The sequence below is a fragment of the Pseudoalteromonas sp. SR41-1 genome (assembly GCF_014164015.1).
GTDB classification, from domain to species: domain Bacteria; phylum Pseudomonadota; class Gammaproteobacteria; order Enterobacterales; family Alteromonadaceae; genus Pseudoalteromonas; species Pseudoalteromonas distincta.
The window spans coordinates 24,652-39,397 of the sequence record NZ_JACJEK010000001.1 but is presented as its reverse complement, the minus strand read 5'-3'; the positions used below and the strand labels follow the sequence as shown (position 1 = coordinate 39,397).

Below are 14,746 nucleotides of genomic sequence, written 5' to 3'. Positions count from 1 at the left end.
GGTGTTTTTTGTTTTTAGGACTAAATTTAATTAACAAGTATAATTAAATTCATTTGTTAACAAAAAGTTTATATCCCTACCTCATATAAGTCGTTACACTAGCGACCTTAAATTTTTAGGCTATTTCTCGGGTAGGCCATGTTTACGTTTTCTAAAAAAATAATTACAGTATGTATATTATTAGTATTAATTTTGGTTGTTACATTTTGGGTAGGCCGCGCTCACGATATTGAAAAAGCAACAGCTCAAGCGCAGCGTCAGGTTACTCAATTAAATAATTACATTGATACTGAACTCGCTCGTTTTTCGGCTATTCCCCAGCTACTTACTTATAATCAGTTAATGATTGAATTTGCAAACGGCGACCAAGCCCATTACAACGCTATAAATAACTACTTAGCTGATATACAACAAGCCAGTGGTGCATCAGATATATTTGTACTGAATGCCCAAGGCGCAGTAACGGCAAGTAGTAACTGGCAAGCCGACTACACATTTTTAGGCAGTAACTTTGCCTTTAGACCTTACTTTAAGCGTGCATTTGCAGGTGAAAAAGTGGCCTACTTTGCACTAGGTATGCGTTCAAAAGAGCGTGGCATTTATTTTTCGCAGGCTGTTTATCACGACAACAAAGCGGTTGGTGTTGTTGTATTAAAAGTGAATGTAAGCAAATTTGAAAACGACAGAGAGCTTTTAAATACATCTAAAGGTAGCCATTTTTATTTAGAGCTTAGTGATAATGTAATTGCGATGTCTGATATGCAAACATGGCGTTTAAATAGCTTCAGTGAGTTTGATATAACAAAGCGACGTAATATAAAGTTACGCCGTGCTTATTTAGATCATCAACCTGTATATATTAAGCAATTTCAATATAAGAGCCAGGGTATTTCGCATTTTAGAATTAATAAAAACCTTTATGTGAGTGCGACAAAACCATTGCGTTACTTTAGTGCACATATGAACGTACTTGTTGATATTACAAAAGTAAATTCAGCTCAATTAATACGCTTGTTTTGGGCATTTAGTATTTATGCTTTAGTTATGATTGTTGGTTATAGTTTACTTGCTCGTTTTGCGGGTTATAAAAAGCTCGTTTACTCTAGGCATAGTCTTGAGCAAAAAGTGATTGAGCGCACACAAGAGCTTGAGAAAACGCAAGTTGCATTAGTTCAATCAGCAAAACTTGCAACAATTGGGCAGTTAAGCGCAGGTATTAATCACGAAATAAACCAGCCCCTTAGCGCTATGAATACTTACCTAGCAAGCGCCAAACGTTTACTCGCTAAGCAAAATTACACCGCACTTGGCGAAAGCATAACGGTGATTGAGGGGCTTGTAGGTCGCGTACACAAAATAGTGGGGCAGCTAAAACATTTTAGCAAACCATCACAAACTCAATTAAGGCCTTATCCGTTAGCTGGTTTATTAAATAACGCCTTGATGATTGCCAGCTCACAACTAAAACAAGATAACGTACACGTAGAGCAGCCTAATTTAGATAGTGGGTTAATAGTGTGGGTTGATTCACTTAAATTTGAGCAAGTGTTGGTTAACTTAATAACTAACGCGAGCCAAGCTATGAATGGCGCAATAATACGTAAATTAAGTTTTAATGTTGAGTGCTTTGATAATCGAGTAAAACTCTCAATTTTAGATACAGGGCCTGGAATAGAGCAACATGCTTTTGGTAATATTTTCGAACCTTTTTATAGTACTAAAGAAAGTAACGGCTTAGGCCTTGGACTATCTATTTCAAAACAAATCATTGACTCGTTTAATGGCTCTTTAAGTGCGCACAATCGACTGCAAGGCGGGGCTGAGTTTATAATCAGTCTATCAAGCACGCAGGATAAAACAGATGATTGAAAACTCACCGTGTAAGCACATCATTGTAGTTGATGATGAAGCGATGATCAGAGATTCATTAAAGCAATTACTTACTCTCGAAGGCTATACAGTTGAGTGCTTTAATGATGCAAGTACGGCTCTAACAAAGCTTAATCGACGTTTTATGGGCGTTGTACTGAGTGACATAAATATGCCTGCAATGGATGGGCTTACTTTGCTTGAGCAAGTCACGGCATTTGATAGTGAACTGCCGGTTATATTTTTAACAGGGTACGCCGATGTAACTATTGCTGTTAAAGCTATGCAATTAGGCGCGTATGACTTATTTGAAAAACCAGTAAACGAAACATTGCTTGATTGCATAGCAAGAGCATGCGACAAGCGTAGCTTAGTGATTCAAAATCGTGCACTAAAACTTGCTGTACAAAAAACCTCAGCGCCGGGTGTACGAATACTGGGTGATACTCCTAAAATGCAAGATATGATGCATTTACTCAATACGGTTATTGATACCCCAGCTGATGTAATGATTGAAGGTGAAACTGGCACGGGTAAAGAGCTTGTAGCGCGTTACTTACACGATCAAAGTATTCGCTCAGCAAGTAACTTTGTGGCTATAAATTGCGGCGCGGTGCCTGAGCAGTTGATAGAAAGTGAGTTATTTGGTGCTGCAAGCGGTGCCTATACCGGAGCAACTCACACTCGTAAGGGAAAGTTTGAATTCGCACAAGGTGGTACTGTTTTTTTAGATGAAATAGAAAGTACCCCAATGTCGTTGCAGGTTAAATTATTACGCGTATTAGAGGAGCGAAAAGTAACTCCAGTAGGTGATAATAAAGCAATTGAGTTAGATATAAGAATTGTTGCAGCCACTAAAGTAGATTTGCTTTTATTAGTTGAAAAAGGTGAATTTAGAGCAGACTTATATTATCGACTAAGCTTGGTAAAAGTAGATATACCGCCTCTTAGAGCTCGCAAAGCAGATATAGTATTACTCTTTAAGCACTTTAGCTCTATTGCAGCAACACGCTATCACAAGCCGCCAGCACCTCTTAATAGCGAAATACAACAGCGACTCTTAGCGTACGACTGGCCTGGTAATGTAAGGGAGCTTAGAAACCAAGCTGAGCGCGCGGTTTTATTAGGAGTAGAACTTGCTTTTAGTGTTAGCAAAACGCAGGCTAAAGGTGAGCTTTCTCCCGATTTAAGCCTATCTGAAAAAGTTGCTTTTTATGAGCAGTCGTTAATAGAAGAAGCCCTAGAGCGTAACCATGGCAGTATTAAAAATACGATGGATACACTGCAAATCGCTCGTAAAACCCTTTACGATAAAATGAGTAAATACAATTTAAACCGCGATATGTTTATTGACTAAATTGTGTGGTTTATGTGACAACTTCGTTTTTATGGTGTGTGGGAAACCGCACATTTATTCTCTTTTTTATACGCAATACCCATTAACTATCTGAAATATAGAAGTATTTTACCATTGGCAGTAAAGTTGCCTTATTAGGTCTGACAACAAGTAGATTCTAATAATTAGGACACATAATGATAAAGTTTACACACTCTACTATTTTACTCACCTCAATAAGTAGCTTAGCTTTTTACTCGTACACGGCTTGCGCTACTGAATATGATGTTTATGGTAAAGCCGAAGTGCAAATTGCTAATACAGATACGGGTATTATGCGTTACGCAGAAGAAGGCACGCAGATTGAAGCGCCATTTTCGCGTATAGGTATTCAAGGGCAACACAAATTAAATGAATATTTAAACGTTGTTTTTAAATACGAAGTGCAAGTAAAAGGCTTTGAGCAAGATGACACCGAAGAGCCATTTAGTGCAAGGAATACTTATCTTGGTTTAAAAGGTCAATTTGGCGAGCTTGTAGTGGGAAGAAATGATACTCGCTTTAAATACTCTGAAGGCAAAGTTGATAACTTTAATGAAACCCAAGGTGACATAGCCCAAGTTATTGCAGGACAAGATAGACTTGGTGATACGCTAACATACACTTCTAATTATTGGCATAATACGCAATTTTCGTTTACTTATGCTCCAAAAGACGACAACAAAGATGACGAAGCTGGATTTGCAGCAACTTTTATTTATGGTGATCGTAGCTTAAAAAACACCTCATATTACTTATCATTAAGCCATGTTGATTCTCTTAATAATATTAATGCGAGCCGAATAGCAGCAGCCTATAAATTTGAACAATTACAGCTTGGTGCACTGTATCAGCATTCTGAATCAACAGATGGTATAAAATCAGGTAACGGTTATGTGTTAAGTGCAAGCTATACGCTTGATAAATGGGTACCTAAATTACAGTTTGCTAAAGATGACTCTTTACTTCGTCAAACTTCTGAGGCAACGCAATGGACTACGGGCCTTGACTATGTATTTGATAAGCAAACAACTGCTTACCTTTTATACACCGATCTTAATTTAGAAGAACAAGACGACAGCAGTGTTGCGCTTGGTCTTAAATACAAATTTTAGAGGCCTGCCATGACAGATAATATACTCACGCAAAAACCAGATAAGAAAAGACATTTCCAATGGCTTTTTTTGGTACTAGGCCCTGTAGTAATGCTATTAACATGTTTACTCGATCCACCAACGGGTATGTCTGTAGCGGCATTTAAAACCGCAGGTTTAGCATTTTGGATGGCATCGTGGTGGGTGAGCGAAGTAGTACCAATTCCAGCAACTGCTTTGCTCCCTCTGGTAATATCCCCCCTGGCTGATATAGCAGCAATTAAAAGCGTGGCTGCCCCGTATGCGCACCCGCTAATATTTTTATTTTTAGGTGGTTTTTTAATTTCTATTGCTATGGAGCGTTGGGGGTTACATAAACGTATTGCGCTAAGCACCATGTTATATGCGGGTAAAAAGCCAAGCTTGCAAATTTTAGCCATGATGCTGGTAACCGCATTTTTGTCGATGTGGATGTCTAATACCGCAACAGCTGTAATGATGCTGCCTATTGCGCTTTCAATTACCAATTTAGTAAAGCAGTCAGACCCGAGTAATGAAGGTTTTGGTAAGGCTTTACTGTTATCAATCGCTTATGGTGCAAGTATTGGTGGTATTGCTACCTTAATCGGTACTCCGCCTAATGCTTTAATGGCTGCGTACTTGTCTGATAGTTACCAAATAGAAATTGGCTTTGCGCAATGGATGATTGTAGGCGTACCCCTGTCTTTAAGTATGCTAATTATTAGCTGGGTTTGGCTTACTAAATTTGCGTATAAAGTAGATGCTAATGTTAAAAACGATCAAAAAATTGATACAAAAGCGGTGTTTTCAACGCAGTTAAAAAGCCTAGGTATAATGCAGCGCGCCGAAAAAGGCGTGTTATTTGTGTTTGTTTTAGCAGCACTGTGTTGGATATTTAGACCTTTATTAGGTGACATAACAGGTCTTAATATTTCAGATACTACTATTGCAATTGCAGCGGCATTGCTGTTGTTTGTAATGCCAGCGAATAAAGGCAAAGATGAGCGTATCCTTGATTGGGAAAGCGCAGCTAAAGTGCCGTGGGGCGTTTTATTATTATTTGGTGGCGGGCTTACACTTGCATCTCAAATTAAGTCATCAGGGCTTGCTGAATTTATTGCTCATCTAATTGAAGGCGCCAGCACTATTCCACTTGTTATGAGTGTACTTGTTGTTGTGGCATTAATTACGTTTTTAACTGAGATCACAAGCAATACAGCGACTGCAGCTGGCTTTCTTCCTTTGTTAGGGCCCGTTGCAGAGTCTATAACAGGTTCACCATTGGTTTGGGTTATTCCAGCAGCTATAGCGTGTAGTTGTGCGTTTATGATGCCGGTAGCGACACCACCAAATGCTATTGTGTTTGGCTCAGGGCAAATTCAAATGCGCGACATGATAAGAGCGGGTTTTGTGCTAAACATTGTGGCTATTGTATTAATTACGCTGGTTACAATGACGATTGCAGCCCAAGTATTTGGCTTTTAAAGCTGAACTAAATTAGTTCCAACCAACCTATGCCAGAGTAGCTTTGTTTATACTTACAATTTTAAACAAAGCTACTCTTTATGCTTATTTATATTGCTTAAGAAGCTCTTTTTTAGATAATTAGTGTTATTGCTCGAAAAACAGAACAAGGTTATAGTCGTTAATAACTTTAAAAATTGAGTAACCTATTTTGAGCACTGAGACATCACAGGCAATGCCTTTAATTCCCCAGTTTGATGAATTGCAAAAAAGCTTTCTCGAAACGCCTTACTTGCCAATTGATAAACGTCTCGTTTTATTGAAAAAACTCCGTGTACGTATTGTTGAACTTGAGCAAGAGCTAGTAGATGCTGCTTCAAAAGACTTTGGTTACAGAACCGCTTTCGATACTTTACTTGGCGATATACTGCCTACAGTGCAAACACTCGCGCACATTATTAAAAAACTGCCAAAATGGGCAAAGCCAAGTAATCGCTCTGTGGGTTTAAGCTTATGGCCTTCAAAAGCAAGTGTTAATTATCAGCCCAAAGGTGTGGTTGGTATTATTGCACCGTGGAATTACCCGATTCAGTTAGCGTTAGTACCTGTGCTTACCGCCATAGCTGCCGGTAATAGAGTGATGCTTAAATTAAGCGAATTCACACCTCATACAAACGCCGTTATCGAAAAAATATTTAAAGATGATCTGCAAGCTCATTGTAAAATAATACTAGGGGCGAGTGATGTTGCAGCACAGTTTTCATCACTGCCATTTGCTCATTTATTATTTACGGGTTCTACGAACGTAGGTAAATTAGTAATGGCGTCAGCGAGTCGTAATTTAACGCCGGTAACGCTTGAACTCGGTGGTAAATCGCCAGTTATTATTACGCAAAATGCCGATATTAAAAAAGCGGCACAAGCCTTACTGTTTGGTAAAATGGCCAACGCAGGGCAAATATGCGTTGCACCCGACTACGTATTTGTACCCAAAGAGCTTGAGCATCAGCTTATTCAGCAATTATGCGAGTTGTATAAAAAGCATTTTAAAGACGGTGTTGAAGGTAAAAACTTAACTTCTATCATTAGCGATGCGCATTATAAACGTTTGGCAACCTACTTAGAGCAAGCCCAAGAACTGGGTGCAAACATTATTAAGCCACTTGAACACAATCAGCAAGACGAGCAAAAGCATCGTATGGGGCTGCATTTAGTGACTCAAGTAACTGACGAAATGCAGCTTATGCAAGATGAGTTATTTGGTCCAATACTACCAATAATGAGTTATGAAAAGCTCGACAGCGCAATTGACTATATTAAAGCTCATCACCACCCATTAGCGCTTTATATTTTAGGCCAAGATAAGCAAGCTCAAGAATACATTATGAAGCAAACAATCAGTGGCACTGTGGCAATAAACGATACTTTAGTGCAAGTAACTGCTGACGATGCTCCTTTTGGTGGTGTAGGCCATTCAGGAATGGGGCATTATCATGGTATAGAAGGTTTTTTAACGTTTAGCCATGCTAAAAATACGTTAGTATCGGGCTCGTTTAATCCTCGCATTGTTATGCTACTAAAACAAAGCAAACTTATTATTAAGCTTCTAAAGTGGCTTTACATAAAATAATAGGGTGCTGATTTGGTAAAGTTGAATAGGTGTTAACTTGCTAATCAAGATATATTAAAAAGGCTGAATTACATTATGTAATTCAGCCTTTTTTAGATTAGTTTAAAGCTACGGTCTTAAACTCTAAAATAAGACTTTAAAATAAGCGACCTTCGCCAGCATAGGTACCCACTTGTATTTTTGCATAAATGGCATCGGCTTTTTCTTTAGCTGCTTCAATTTCTTTAGGCAGCATTTTACGCTCATCAAGTTTACGGCTATGACTCGCTTGCATATTACCGTTGTACTCAGCGATAGTATTCCAAATATATGACTTTTCTAGATCTTTTGGCATACCTAGTCCTTCAAAATACATGAGGGCTAAATTAAATTGCGCTAAAGAGTAATTGTTTGCAGCTGCTTTTTCGTACCAGTTACGTGCCGCTTCATAGTCTCGTGTAACACCCACGCCATTGGCGTACATTACGCCCAAATTAAATTGAGCTGCAGGTAAATTCTTCTTTGCTGCTTTTTCAAATAAAGTAACAGCCATTTGATGATCAAGTTTAACGCCTTTACCTTCATCGTATAAAACAGCTAGAGCAAACATCGAATCAGCATGGTTCTTTTTAACGCCTTGTTGATAAAGCGCAGCTGCTTTGCGGTAATCGCGTGTTACACCGTATCCACCTTCGTATAATTTGGCTAGTTCGTAAATTCCTGGCGCAAAACCTTTGTCTGCTAGGTATTGGAATTCTTTTAGGGCGACTGCAAATTCACCTTCGTTAGCTGCTCTTATGCCATCTTCTAATGTTGCATGAGCGAAAGGGCTGGCAAGTAAAACGCCAGCAAGAATGAGTGCTTTTAAATTAAACTGTGACATATTAATGTCTCCAATTAGTAATAGTTTCGATAGATTTTAGGGCCAGTACATTTTTTAGATTAAACATCCACTGCTATTTAGGCTCGCCCTTGAGGCGGTTTGCTCTTTGTTGCTCGGTTTTTTAATGAGCTTACTAAGTTACAAACTTCGCGCGGCGATTAAATAGCGCCTAGATAGAACAGATTTAATCCTAAAAGGTCAACAGGCCATAGTTAAATGCTAATTTATTAAATTTTTGCACTATTTGCACATTATAAACGTTTAATACCCAATACATTTATGTAAAGACTAAATCGGTTACTATAAATAGATGCAAAAAAGGGTGTCTACTGTTATGTTTTACGCCAGCTTTAGTGTAAACGCAAGGCGGTACCTTATAAGATCGTGCGTATAAAATGTAAATAACACCGCGGTGGACTTTCAAGGTAAGTAAATGAGTTTAAGAAGTGTAAGATACAGATTTTATAGAAAATTTAAAGATATAAAAAAAGCCCGTTAGGGCTTTTTTGAGTCATATTAACCGTCACTAATATGAGCAATGTAGCAAGTAAATGTGATATTTGGTGTTATTACTTGGGTCGAGTAAGTAATACCACGAAGCGGCACGTTCTTCTTTTAATGTGTCAGCATCCTTGCTGAATATCCTTCCATAGGCACTGAGGTCGGTACACTTTGTTTCTGATAATGATTATTAGTTAGATTACTGCGCAAGTCAATGCTTAAATGATAATTATTATCAAATAAGATTTTCATGATTATAAAATTTAAAATAAGGAAAGTGATGCTTAATAATCTTAAAGCTAAAAAAGTGATAAATGCATGCTTTGCTATCAGCATGGTATTTTTGTGTAGCTGTTCAGCCTCATTCACTTATAACAACTTGAGCTGGCTTTCGTCATTTTGGGTAGATGATTATATTGATTTAAATAAAACACAAAATAAGCAGCTCAAACAGATTATTAACACGACCCAAGCCTGGCACAGAAGTACGCAGCTGCCTGCCTACAAACAAGACATTCAAAATATTAAGGCACTTTTTAACACCACACTAAGCAACGATCAGTTAAAAGAGCAGGTGGTTTTTGCTAAAAAGCATTGGCAAAACTTACTTGAATACGCGCACATGCCTTTAGCTGAGCTTGGGGCAACCTTATCAAGTGAGCAAAGAGAAGAGCTTTTAAACAATATTCAAATAAAAATTAACGACGAACGTGAAGAGTTAAACGAACAAAGCCCGCTTGAGCGAAAAGATGAGCGTTTGGAAGAGCAATTTGAATACTACGAGCAGTGGATAGGAAAGCTTAATAAACAACAAAAAGCGCTGATTAAATCAACTAATGAGCAACATCAAGACTCAGAAGCGTTGTGGTTAGAGTATAAGCAAACCCGTTTGAATGCGGCCAAACAGGTATTTACAAATGCTGAAATTACAAAAAAAGAATTTATAAATCAGTTGAGTACAGTTATTAAAGAGCGCGAACTATATATGAGCGACGCACTATTGAAAACCAATGAAGCAAACTTAGATTTATATATAAATTTACTCTACGAATTAAACTCAACCTTAAATGATAAACAACGCCAAAGCGTTAATGATCAATTTGATGAGTTAATTGAGACCTTAAACGATATAATAAAAAACTAAATTGTGCGTGAATTATTAAGTTTTAAATTAGCTGTTTAGGCTGATTTGTTTTTAAACGCAAAAATGCTTTTTAAAGGGCAATATATGGTTACAGATTTGAAAAGTATCTTAAACACTTGGTATCCCAACAGGGACAACCAAGAATGGGTTTTAGCTACTTTGTACAAAATTGAAGGCTCTAGCTACAGAAAGCTAGGTGCTATGATGCTTATTTCGAGCCTAGGCGAGCGCTTAGGGATGCTTTCGGGTGGCTGTTTAGAAGCTGACATACAGCGCCATGCTAAACAAGTAATGAGTACTTTAAGCAGTAAAACCATTAGTTATGATGCTACCGATGAAGACGATTTAACATTTCAACTTGGCATTGGTTGTGGGGGCATAGTACATATTTTACTGCAGCCCATTCACAAAGCTAATGACTATTTACAGTTAGAGCTTGTATCTAAAGCACTTAATGAGAATAAACCAGGGCGATATCTTCAACAAGTAAGCCCCATTTTGCCAGCCGGTAGTGGTGTATTTTCGCAAAATGATGAGTTGCATGGCTTATCAATGAACCGCAAAGCGCAGTTGGTAGAATTACAAGGCGCTACGTGCTTGCAAACCTCTATTTATCCACCGCCCCACCTATTAATAGTAGGTGGTGGAGCAGATGCAGTTCCGGTTTATACATTTGCCAAACAACTTGGTTGGAGTGTAACGGTATGGGATACACGCGCGGCTAATGCAAAAAGACAATATTTTAAAAATGCAGATGCTATTTTGCGCATCACACCGAGTGAGTTAAAAGAATATTGCATAACTAATAAAGTCGATGCGGCTATTTTAATGGCTCACAGCGTTGAACTTGACGCCAGTACGTTGGCTCAATTTAAAGATGTACCGTTTAAATATATAGGGTTATTGGGTCCTAAGCACAGGCGTGAGCTAGTTTTAGAGCACGCAAATACGCGTGTTTCACAAATTAAGTCTCCTGTTTTTGGGCCTGTCGGTTTAAATTTAGGGGGCGACTCGCCAGAGAGTATTGCACTATCGCTGATCAGCGAAATACATGCAGTGCTGTGTGATAAAGATGCCCAATCACTTAGCCATTGGGGGCAAGAGCCGTGCTGATTGCAAAAGTAGTGTTGGCAGCAGGTCAATCATCTCGTTTTGATGGTTGTAAGCTAATAGCCGATGTGGGCTTAGGGCAAACAATGATTGAGCGAGCGGTTGAAGTGCTGCAAGCGCTTGATGATTCACCCGTATATGTAGTTACAGGAAAGTGGCACGCAGAGGTAGTAAAAGCACTCAGCGGGCATTCAAATATACATATTATTGAAAACAAACGATGGGATGACGGCTTAGGTGTTTCAATTGCTGTCGCTTCGCAAGCGCTATCTAAACACCATGCTTATAATGGGATTTTATTTATGCTTGCGGATCAGGTTGAGCTAAAAGTAGCGCACTTAAGTGAGCTAGTTACTGGTTTTAAACGTAATCCATCGCGCTGGTGCGCAAACTATGGCGAGCGTTTAGGTGTACCCGCTATATTCCCAGCGGTTGATTTATCTCAGCTTGCAAGCTTAACTTCACATAGAGGTGCGCAGCAATTACTGCGTTCCAGCAGTGAGGTCGTTAATACAATTAGTTTAAGTAGTGCGAGTGTAGATATAGATACTCAAAAGCAGCTAAGTAATTTTATAGCTAAAAATGAGTGAAAAAGTAGTCGTAGGGCAAAATAAGTTTTTAGCTGCGCTAACGCTTTAGTGCAGTGGTTATGGTATTTAGCTGTTAATGTAGCTGGTGCGGTAACTATATGTGTTATGGATTAGTAGTTACAACAATCTTAACTGTTATAACCTGCGTTTAAATTAAACAATATAAACGCAGGTTATAAAGCTTAATCAAGGGGCAAGCTATGGTGACGTTTACAATTAATGGCAAGGTGGTTGAATCACACGCAAGTGAAGATACACCATTGTTATGGGTTATTCGCGATGAAATTGGATTAAAAGGTACGAAGTTTGGTTGCGGTATTGCAATGTGTGGTGCGTGTACGGTGCATTTAGATGGGCAAGCAACTCGCTCCTGTGTTTTACCAATTGGCGCTATTGCAGGAAAAAACATTACCACAATTGAAGGGCTTAATAACGAACACCCACTTCAAAAAGCATGGGTTGAAGAGCAAGTACCACAGTGCGGTTATTGTCAGTCTGGGCAAATAATGCAAGCGGCTACATTACTGGCAGCTAACCCAAGTCCTTCAGATGAAGAGATAGTAAGCCATATGAATGGTAACTACTGTCGCTGTATGGCTTATAAACGTATTAAAACTGCTATTCAACGCGCTGCAGATGAGTCACAAAGTGTAGTAAATATATTTGATCCAAATGCACAAGACGCTTAACTGGAGCCGATAATGAAAAAATTATTTCAAAAAAATAGCGAAACCGTTAATTTAAATCGTCGCTCGTTTATGATTGGCACTGCTAGCGCAGGCTTAGTCATGGCGTTTGCCCCTGCGTTATTTTCGGGTTCGCTCAGTGCAAAAGAATCAATTGCGCAACAGGCTTTTTCACCCACTATTTGGTGGACTATGAGCACCGACGGTGCCGTAGAAGTGAGTATTGCTAAAGCTGAAATGGGTCAACATATCGGTACTGCTCTTGCGCGTATTGTGGCTGATGAACTTGAATGTGATTGGGATAAAGTATCAATTACCTACGTAGATACTCATGAAAAATGGGGCTTTATGGTAACGGGTGGTTCATGGTCTGTATTTCAAAGCTTTAAGCCATTATCTCAAGCCGGCGCTGCGGGTCGAATTGCATTAATAGAAGCTGGAGCTAAAATGCTCGGCGTGCCTGCAGACAAATGTCGTGCTGAAAAGGGCTATATTATTTCAGGCGAAAAATCGGTTAGTTACGCAGACATAGTTAAAAAAGGCGAGTTTAATCGTACATTTACCAGTGATGAAGTTGCAAACCTTCCACTAAAACCGGCTAATAAACGTCATTTAACAGGGCTTAAACAAGACTTTAAAGCGCTTGATATACCAGCCAAAACAAATGGTACAGCAGTATATGGGATAGATGTAGAAGTTGAAGGCATGCTGTACGCGCGTCCAGTTATTCCACCAACTCGTTATGGCAGTACAGTAACAAACGTTGATGATAGTGCAGCAAAAGCAATTAAAGGTTACAAAGGCTATGAAATTTTAAATGACCCTAGTAACACAGTGCAAGGCTGGGTTGTTGTATTAGCTGATAGTTACCCAAGTGCCATTAAAGCAGTAGATGCTTTAAAGGTGAGTTACAAAAAGGGTGAGTCGGCAAATATATCTGAAGCTGATATTCAAAAAGAAGGTAAGCGATTATGCGAGCAACGTGACTCGGGTACTTTGTTTGTTGATGAAGGCGATATAAAGAAAACTCAAGCAGACGCTAGTGAGTTGTTAGAATCAATGTATACCACAGCGACAGCGAGTCATTATCAGCTAGAGCCATTAAATGCGGTTGCAGAGTTTAAAGACGGAAATTGGATTATTCATACAGGTAACCAGTGGCAGTCACTTACGTTACCAGCGCTTGCTAAAGCACTCGATATAGAACAAAACAAAGTAATTATTCGTCCTTATTATTTAGGTGGTGGTTTTGGTCGTCGATTATTTGGTGACTGGACTGTACCTGCGGCTCTAACTGCAAAAGCAGTAGGTAAACCAGTAAAACTGGTATTTACACGAGCAGACGATAGTTTATTCGATCAGTCTCGCTCAGCATCTGCTGCAAAAATGACGGCGTCGTTTGATAAAAATGGTACCTTCACAGGAATGGAACATGCATTTGCTGCTGGTTGGCCTACTAAAGCTATGGCACCAGGGTTTTTATCACCGGGTGTTGATGGCAAAGGTAAATTTGATGCATTTTCGGCATCAGGCGCTGATCATTGGTATAGCATGAGCAGTCATCGTGCACGCGCTATTAATAACGAAGTTGCACAAAGCACCTTTAATCCAGGTTGGTTACGTTCAGTAGGGCCAGGTTGGATTGCATGGAGTCTTGAGTCGTTTATCGATGAAATTGCCCATAAGCAAGGCAAAGATCCTGTTCAATTTAGAATTGAAATGTTAGATGGTAAAGGCAAGCAAGCAGGTAAAGCACCTGAGAGCGTTGGCGGAGCACTGCGCTTACGTAATGTGCTTAAAACAGTGTCTGACAAAGTAGCTTCTGTAAAATTGGCGAAAGACGAAGGTATTGGTTTTTCTGTAAGCTCAGGGCAAGAACGTACCATGCCAGCATGGCTTGCAACCGCAGCGCATGTTCACGTTAACCGTGATAGTGGTAAAATAACGCTTAAAAAGCTTTATGTTGTTGTAGATGCGGGCTTAATAGTTCACCCAGATGGCGCACTGGCGCAAATTGAAGGGTCGTTACTATGGGGCAGCAGCCTTGCATTGCATGAGTCAAATACGTATAAAGATGGGCAAGTATCTGCGACTAACTTTAATACTTATTTACCGCTAAGAATGCAAGATGTGCCAGATATGGACATCGAGTTTTTACAAAGCGATGAGTTTCCAGTTGGTTTAGGTGAGCCTGGCGTGATAGGAGTTGCTCCTGCTATTGGTAATGCAGTGTTTAATGCTGTAGGCGTGCGTTTACGTGACCTACCAATGAAGCCAAGCGAACTTAAAAAAGGCTTAAAAGCGTAAAACAAAAATAATTAAAGGGGTATGCTTTAGGCTGCCCCTTTAGTTATTAAATATATTTATGTAATTATTATTTATGTATCAATAGGTAGCGTT

General features: G+C 39.2%; 11 protein-coding genes. 10 read left to right on the top strand and 1 reads right to left on the bottom strand.

Going from position 1 to position 14,746, the window contains the following annotated elements:
• The first annotated feature begins 138 nt into the window (after positions 1-138).
• The 5 genes from H5118_RS00145 (at position 139) to H5118_RS00125 (ending at position 7,453) form a co-directional block, all read left to right on the top strand.
• On the top strand, positions 139-1,869 hold the full coding sequence (locus H5118_RS00145) for an ATP-binding protein (protein WP_182692464.1): 1,731 nt from the start codon (positions 139-141) through the stop codon (positions 1,867-1,869).
• Complete coding sequence (locus tag H5118_RS00140) at positions 1,862-3,226, top strand: sigma-54 dependent transcriptional regulator (RefSeq protein ID WP_002959078.1); 1,365 nt, start codon at positions 1,862-1,864, stop codon at positions 3,224-3,226. The genes H5118_RS00145 and H5118_RS00140 overlap by 8 nt, the downstream gene beginning before the upstream one ends.
• Positions 3,227-3,402: 176 nt before the next feature.
• A complete protein-coding gene (locus tag H5118_RS00135) occupies positions 3,403-4,359 on the top strand; it encodes a porin (RefSeq protein ID WP_182747292.1) in 957 nt (318 codons plus the stop codon).
• Positions 4,360-4,368: 9 nt separating this feature from the next.
• Complete coding sequence (locus tag H5118_RS00130) at positions 4,369-5,844, top strand: SLC13 family permease (protein ID WP_182747291.1); 1,476 nt, start codon at positions 4,369-4,371, stop codon at positions 5,842-5,844.
• A 214-nt stretch (positions 5,845-6,058) separates the two neighbouring features.
• Positions 6,059-7,453 (top strand): coniferyl aldehyde dehydrogenase, encoded by a 1,395-nt coding sequence (locus H5118_RS00125; protein WP_409074705.1) that lies wholly within the window; start codon positions 6,059-6,061, stop codon positions 7,451-7,453.
• A gap of 136 nt (positions 7,454-7,589) precedes the next feature.
• Here H5118_RS00125 and H5118_RS00120 read toward each other — a convergent pair whose 3' ends face one another.
• Positions 7,590-8,315: a tetratricopeptide repeat protein gene (locus H5118_RS00120; RefSeq protein WP_024595553.1), complete on the bottom strand. Its 726-nt coding sequence runs from the start codon at positions 8,313-8,315 to the stop codon at positions 7,590-7,592.
• Positions 8,316-9,096: 781 nt separating this feature from the next.
• On the opposite strand from H5118_RS00120, the gene H5118_RS00115 reads away from it, so the two are divergent.
• The 5 genes from H5118_RS00115 (at position 9,097) to H5118_RS00095 (ending at position 14,653) form a co-directional block, all read left to right on the top strand.
• Positions 9,097-9,960, top strand: a complete 864-nt coding sequence (locus tag H5118_RS00115) for a DUF6279 family lipoprotein (RefSeq protein ID WP_182747289.1) — start codon at positions 9,097-9,099, stop codon at positions 9,958-9,960.
• 84 nt (positions 9,961-10,044) lie between these two features.
• Positions 10,045-11,073, top strand: coding sequence for an XdhC family protein (locus H5118_RS00110; RefSeq protein ID WP_182747288.1), 1,029 nt, complete (start codon positions 10,045-10,047; stop codon positions 11,071-11,073).
• The gene (locus H5118_RS00105) at positions 11,067-11,660 is read left to right on the top strand and encodes an NTP transferase domain-containing protein (protein ID WP_182747287.1); all 594 of its coding nucleotides are present in this window, start codon (positions 11,067-11,069) and stop codon (positions 11,658-11,660) included. The genes H5118_RS00110 and H5118_RS00105 overlap by 7 nt, the downstream gene beginning before the upstream one ends.
• A gap of 200 nt (positions 11,661-11,860) precedes the next feature.
• Positions 11,861-12,349 (top strand): (2Fe-2S)-binding protein, encoded by a 489-nt coding sequence (locus tag H5118_RS00100; RefSeq protein ID WP_007582016.1) that lies wholly within the window; start codon positions 11,861-11,863, stop codon positions 12,347-12,349.
• 12 nt (positions 12,350-12,361) lie between these two features.
• The gene (locus H5118_RS00095) at positions 12,362-14,653 is read left to right on the top strand and encodes a xanthine dehydrogenase family protein molybdopterin-binding subunit (RefSeq protein ID WP_182747286.1); all 2,292 of its coding nucleotides are present in this window, start codon (positions 12,362-12,364) and stop codon (positions 14,651-14,653) included.
• Positions 14,654-14,746: the final 93 nt, after the last annotated feature.

Excerpts from the sequence above, each read along its gene's own strand:
- H5118_RS00145 (WP_182692464.1), top strand. The coding sequence starts at position 139 with ATGTTTACGTTTTCTAAAAAAATAATTACAGTATGTATATTATTAGTA.
- H5118_RS00140 (WP_002959078.1), top strand. The coding sequence starts at position 1,862 with ATGATTGAAAACTCACCGTGTAAGCACATCATTGTAGTTGATGATGAA.
- H5118_RS00135 (WP_182747292.1), top strand. The coding sequence starts at position 3,403 with ATGATAAAGTTTACACACTCTACTATTTTACTCACCTCAATAAGTAGC.
- H5118_RS00130 (WP_182747291.1), top strand. The coding sequence starts at position 4,369 with ATGACAGATAATATACTCACGCAAAAACCAGATAAGAAAAGACATTTC.
- H5118_RS00125 (WP_409074705.1), top strand. The coding sequence starts at position 6,059 with ATGCCTTTAATTCCCCAGTTTGATGAATTGCAAAAAAGCTTTCTCGAA.
- H5118_RS00120 (WP_024595553.1), bottom strand. The coding sequence starts at position 8,315 with ATGTCACAGTTTAATTTAAAAGCACTCATTCTTGCTGGCGTTTTACTT.
- H5118_RS00115 (WP_182747289.1), top strand. The coding sequence starts at position 9,097 with ATGCTTAATAATCTTAAAGCTAAAAAAGTGATAAATGCATGCTTTGCT.
- H5118_RS00110 (WP_182747288.1), top strand. The coding sequence starts at position 10,045 with ATGGTTACAGATTTGAAAAGTATCTTAAACACTTGGTATCCCAACAGG.
- H5118_RS00100 (WP_007582016.1), top strand. The coding sequence starts at position 11,861 with ATGGTGACGTTTACAATTAATGGCAAGGTGGTTGAATCACACGCAAGT.
- H5118_RS00095 (WP_182747286.1), top strand. The coding sequence starts at position 12,362 with ATGAAAAAATTATTTCAAAAAAATAGCGAAACCGTTAATTTAAATCGT.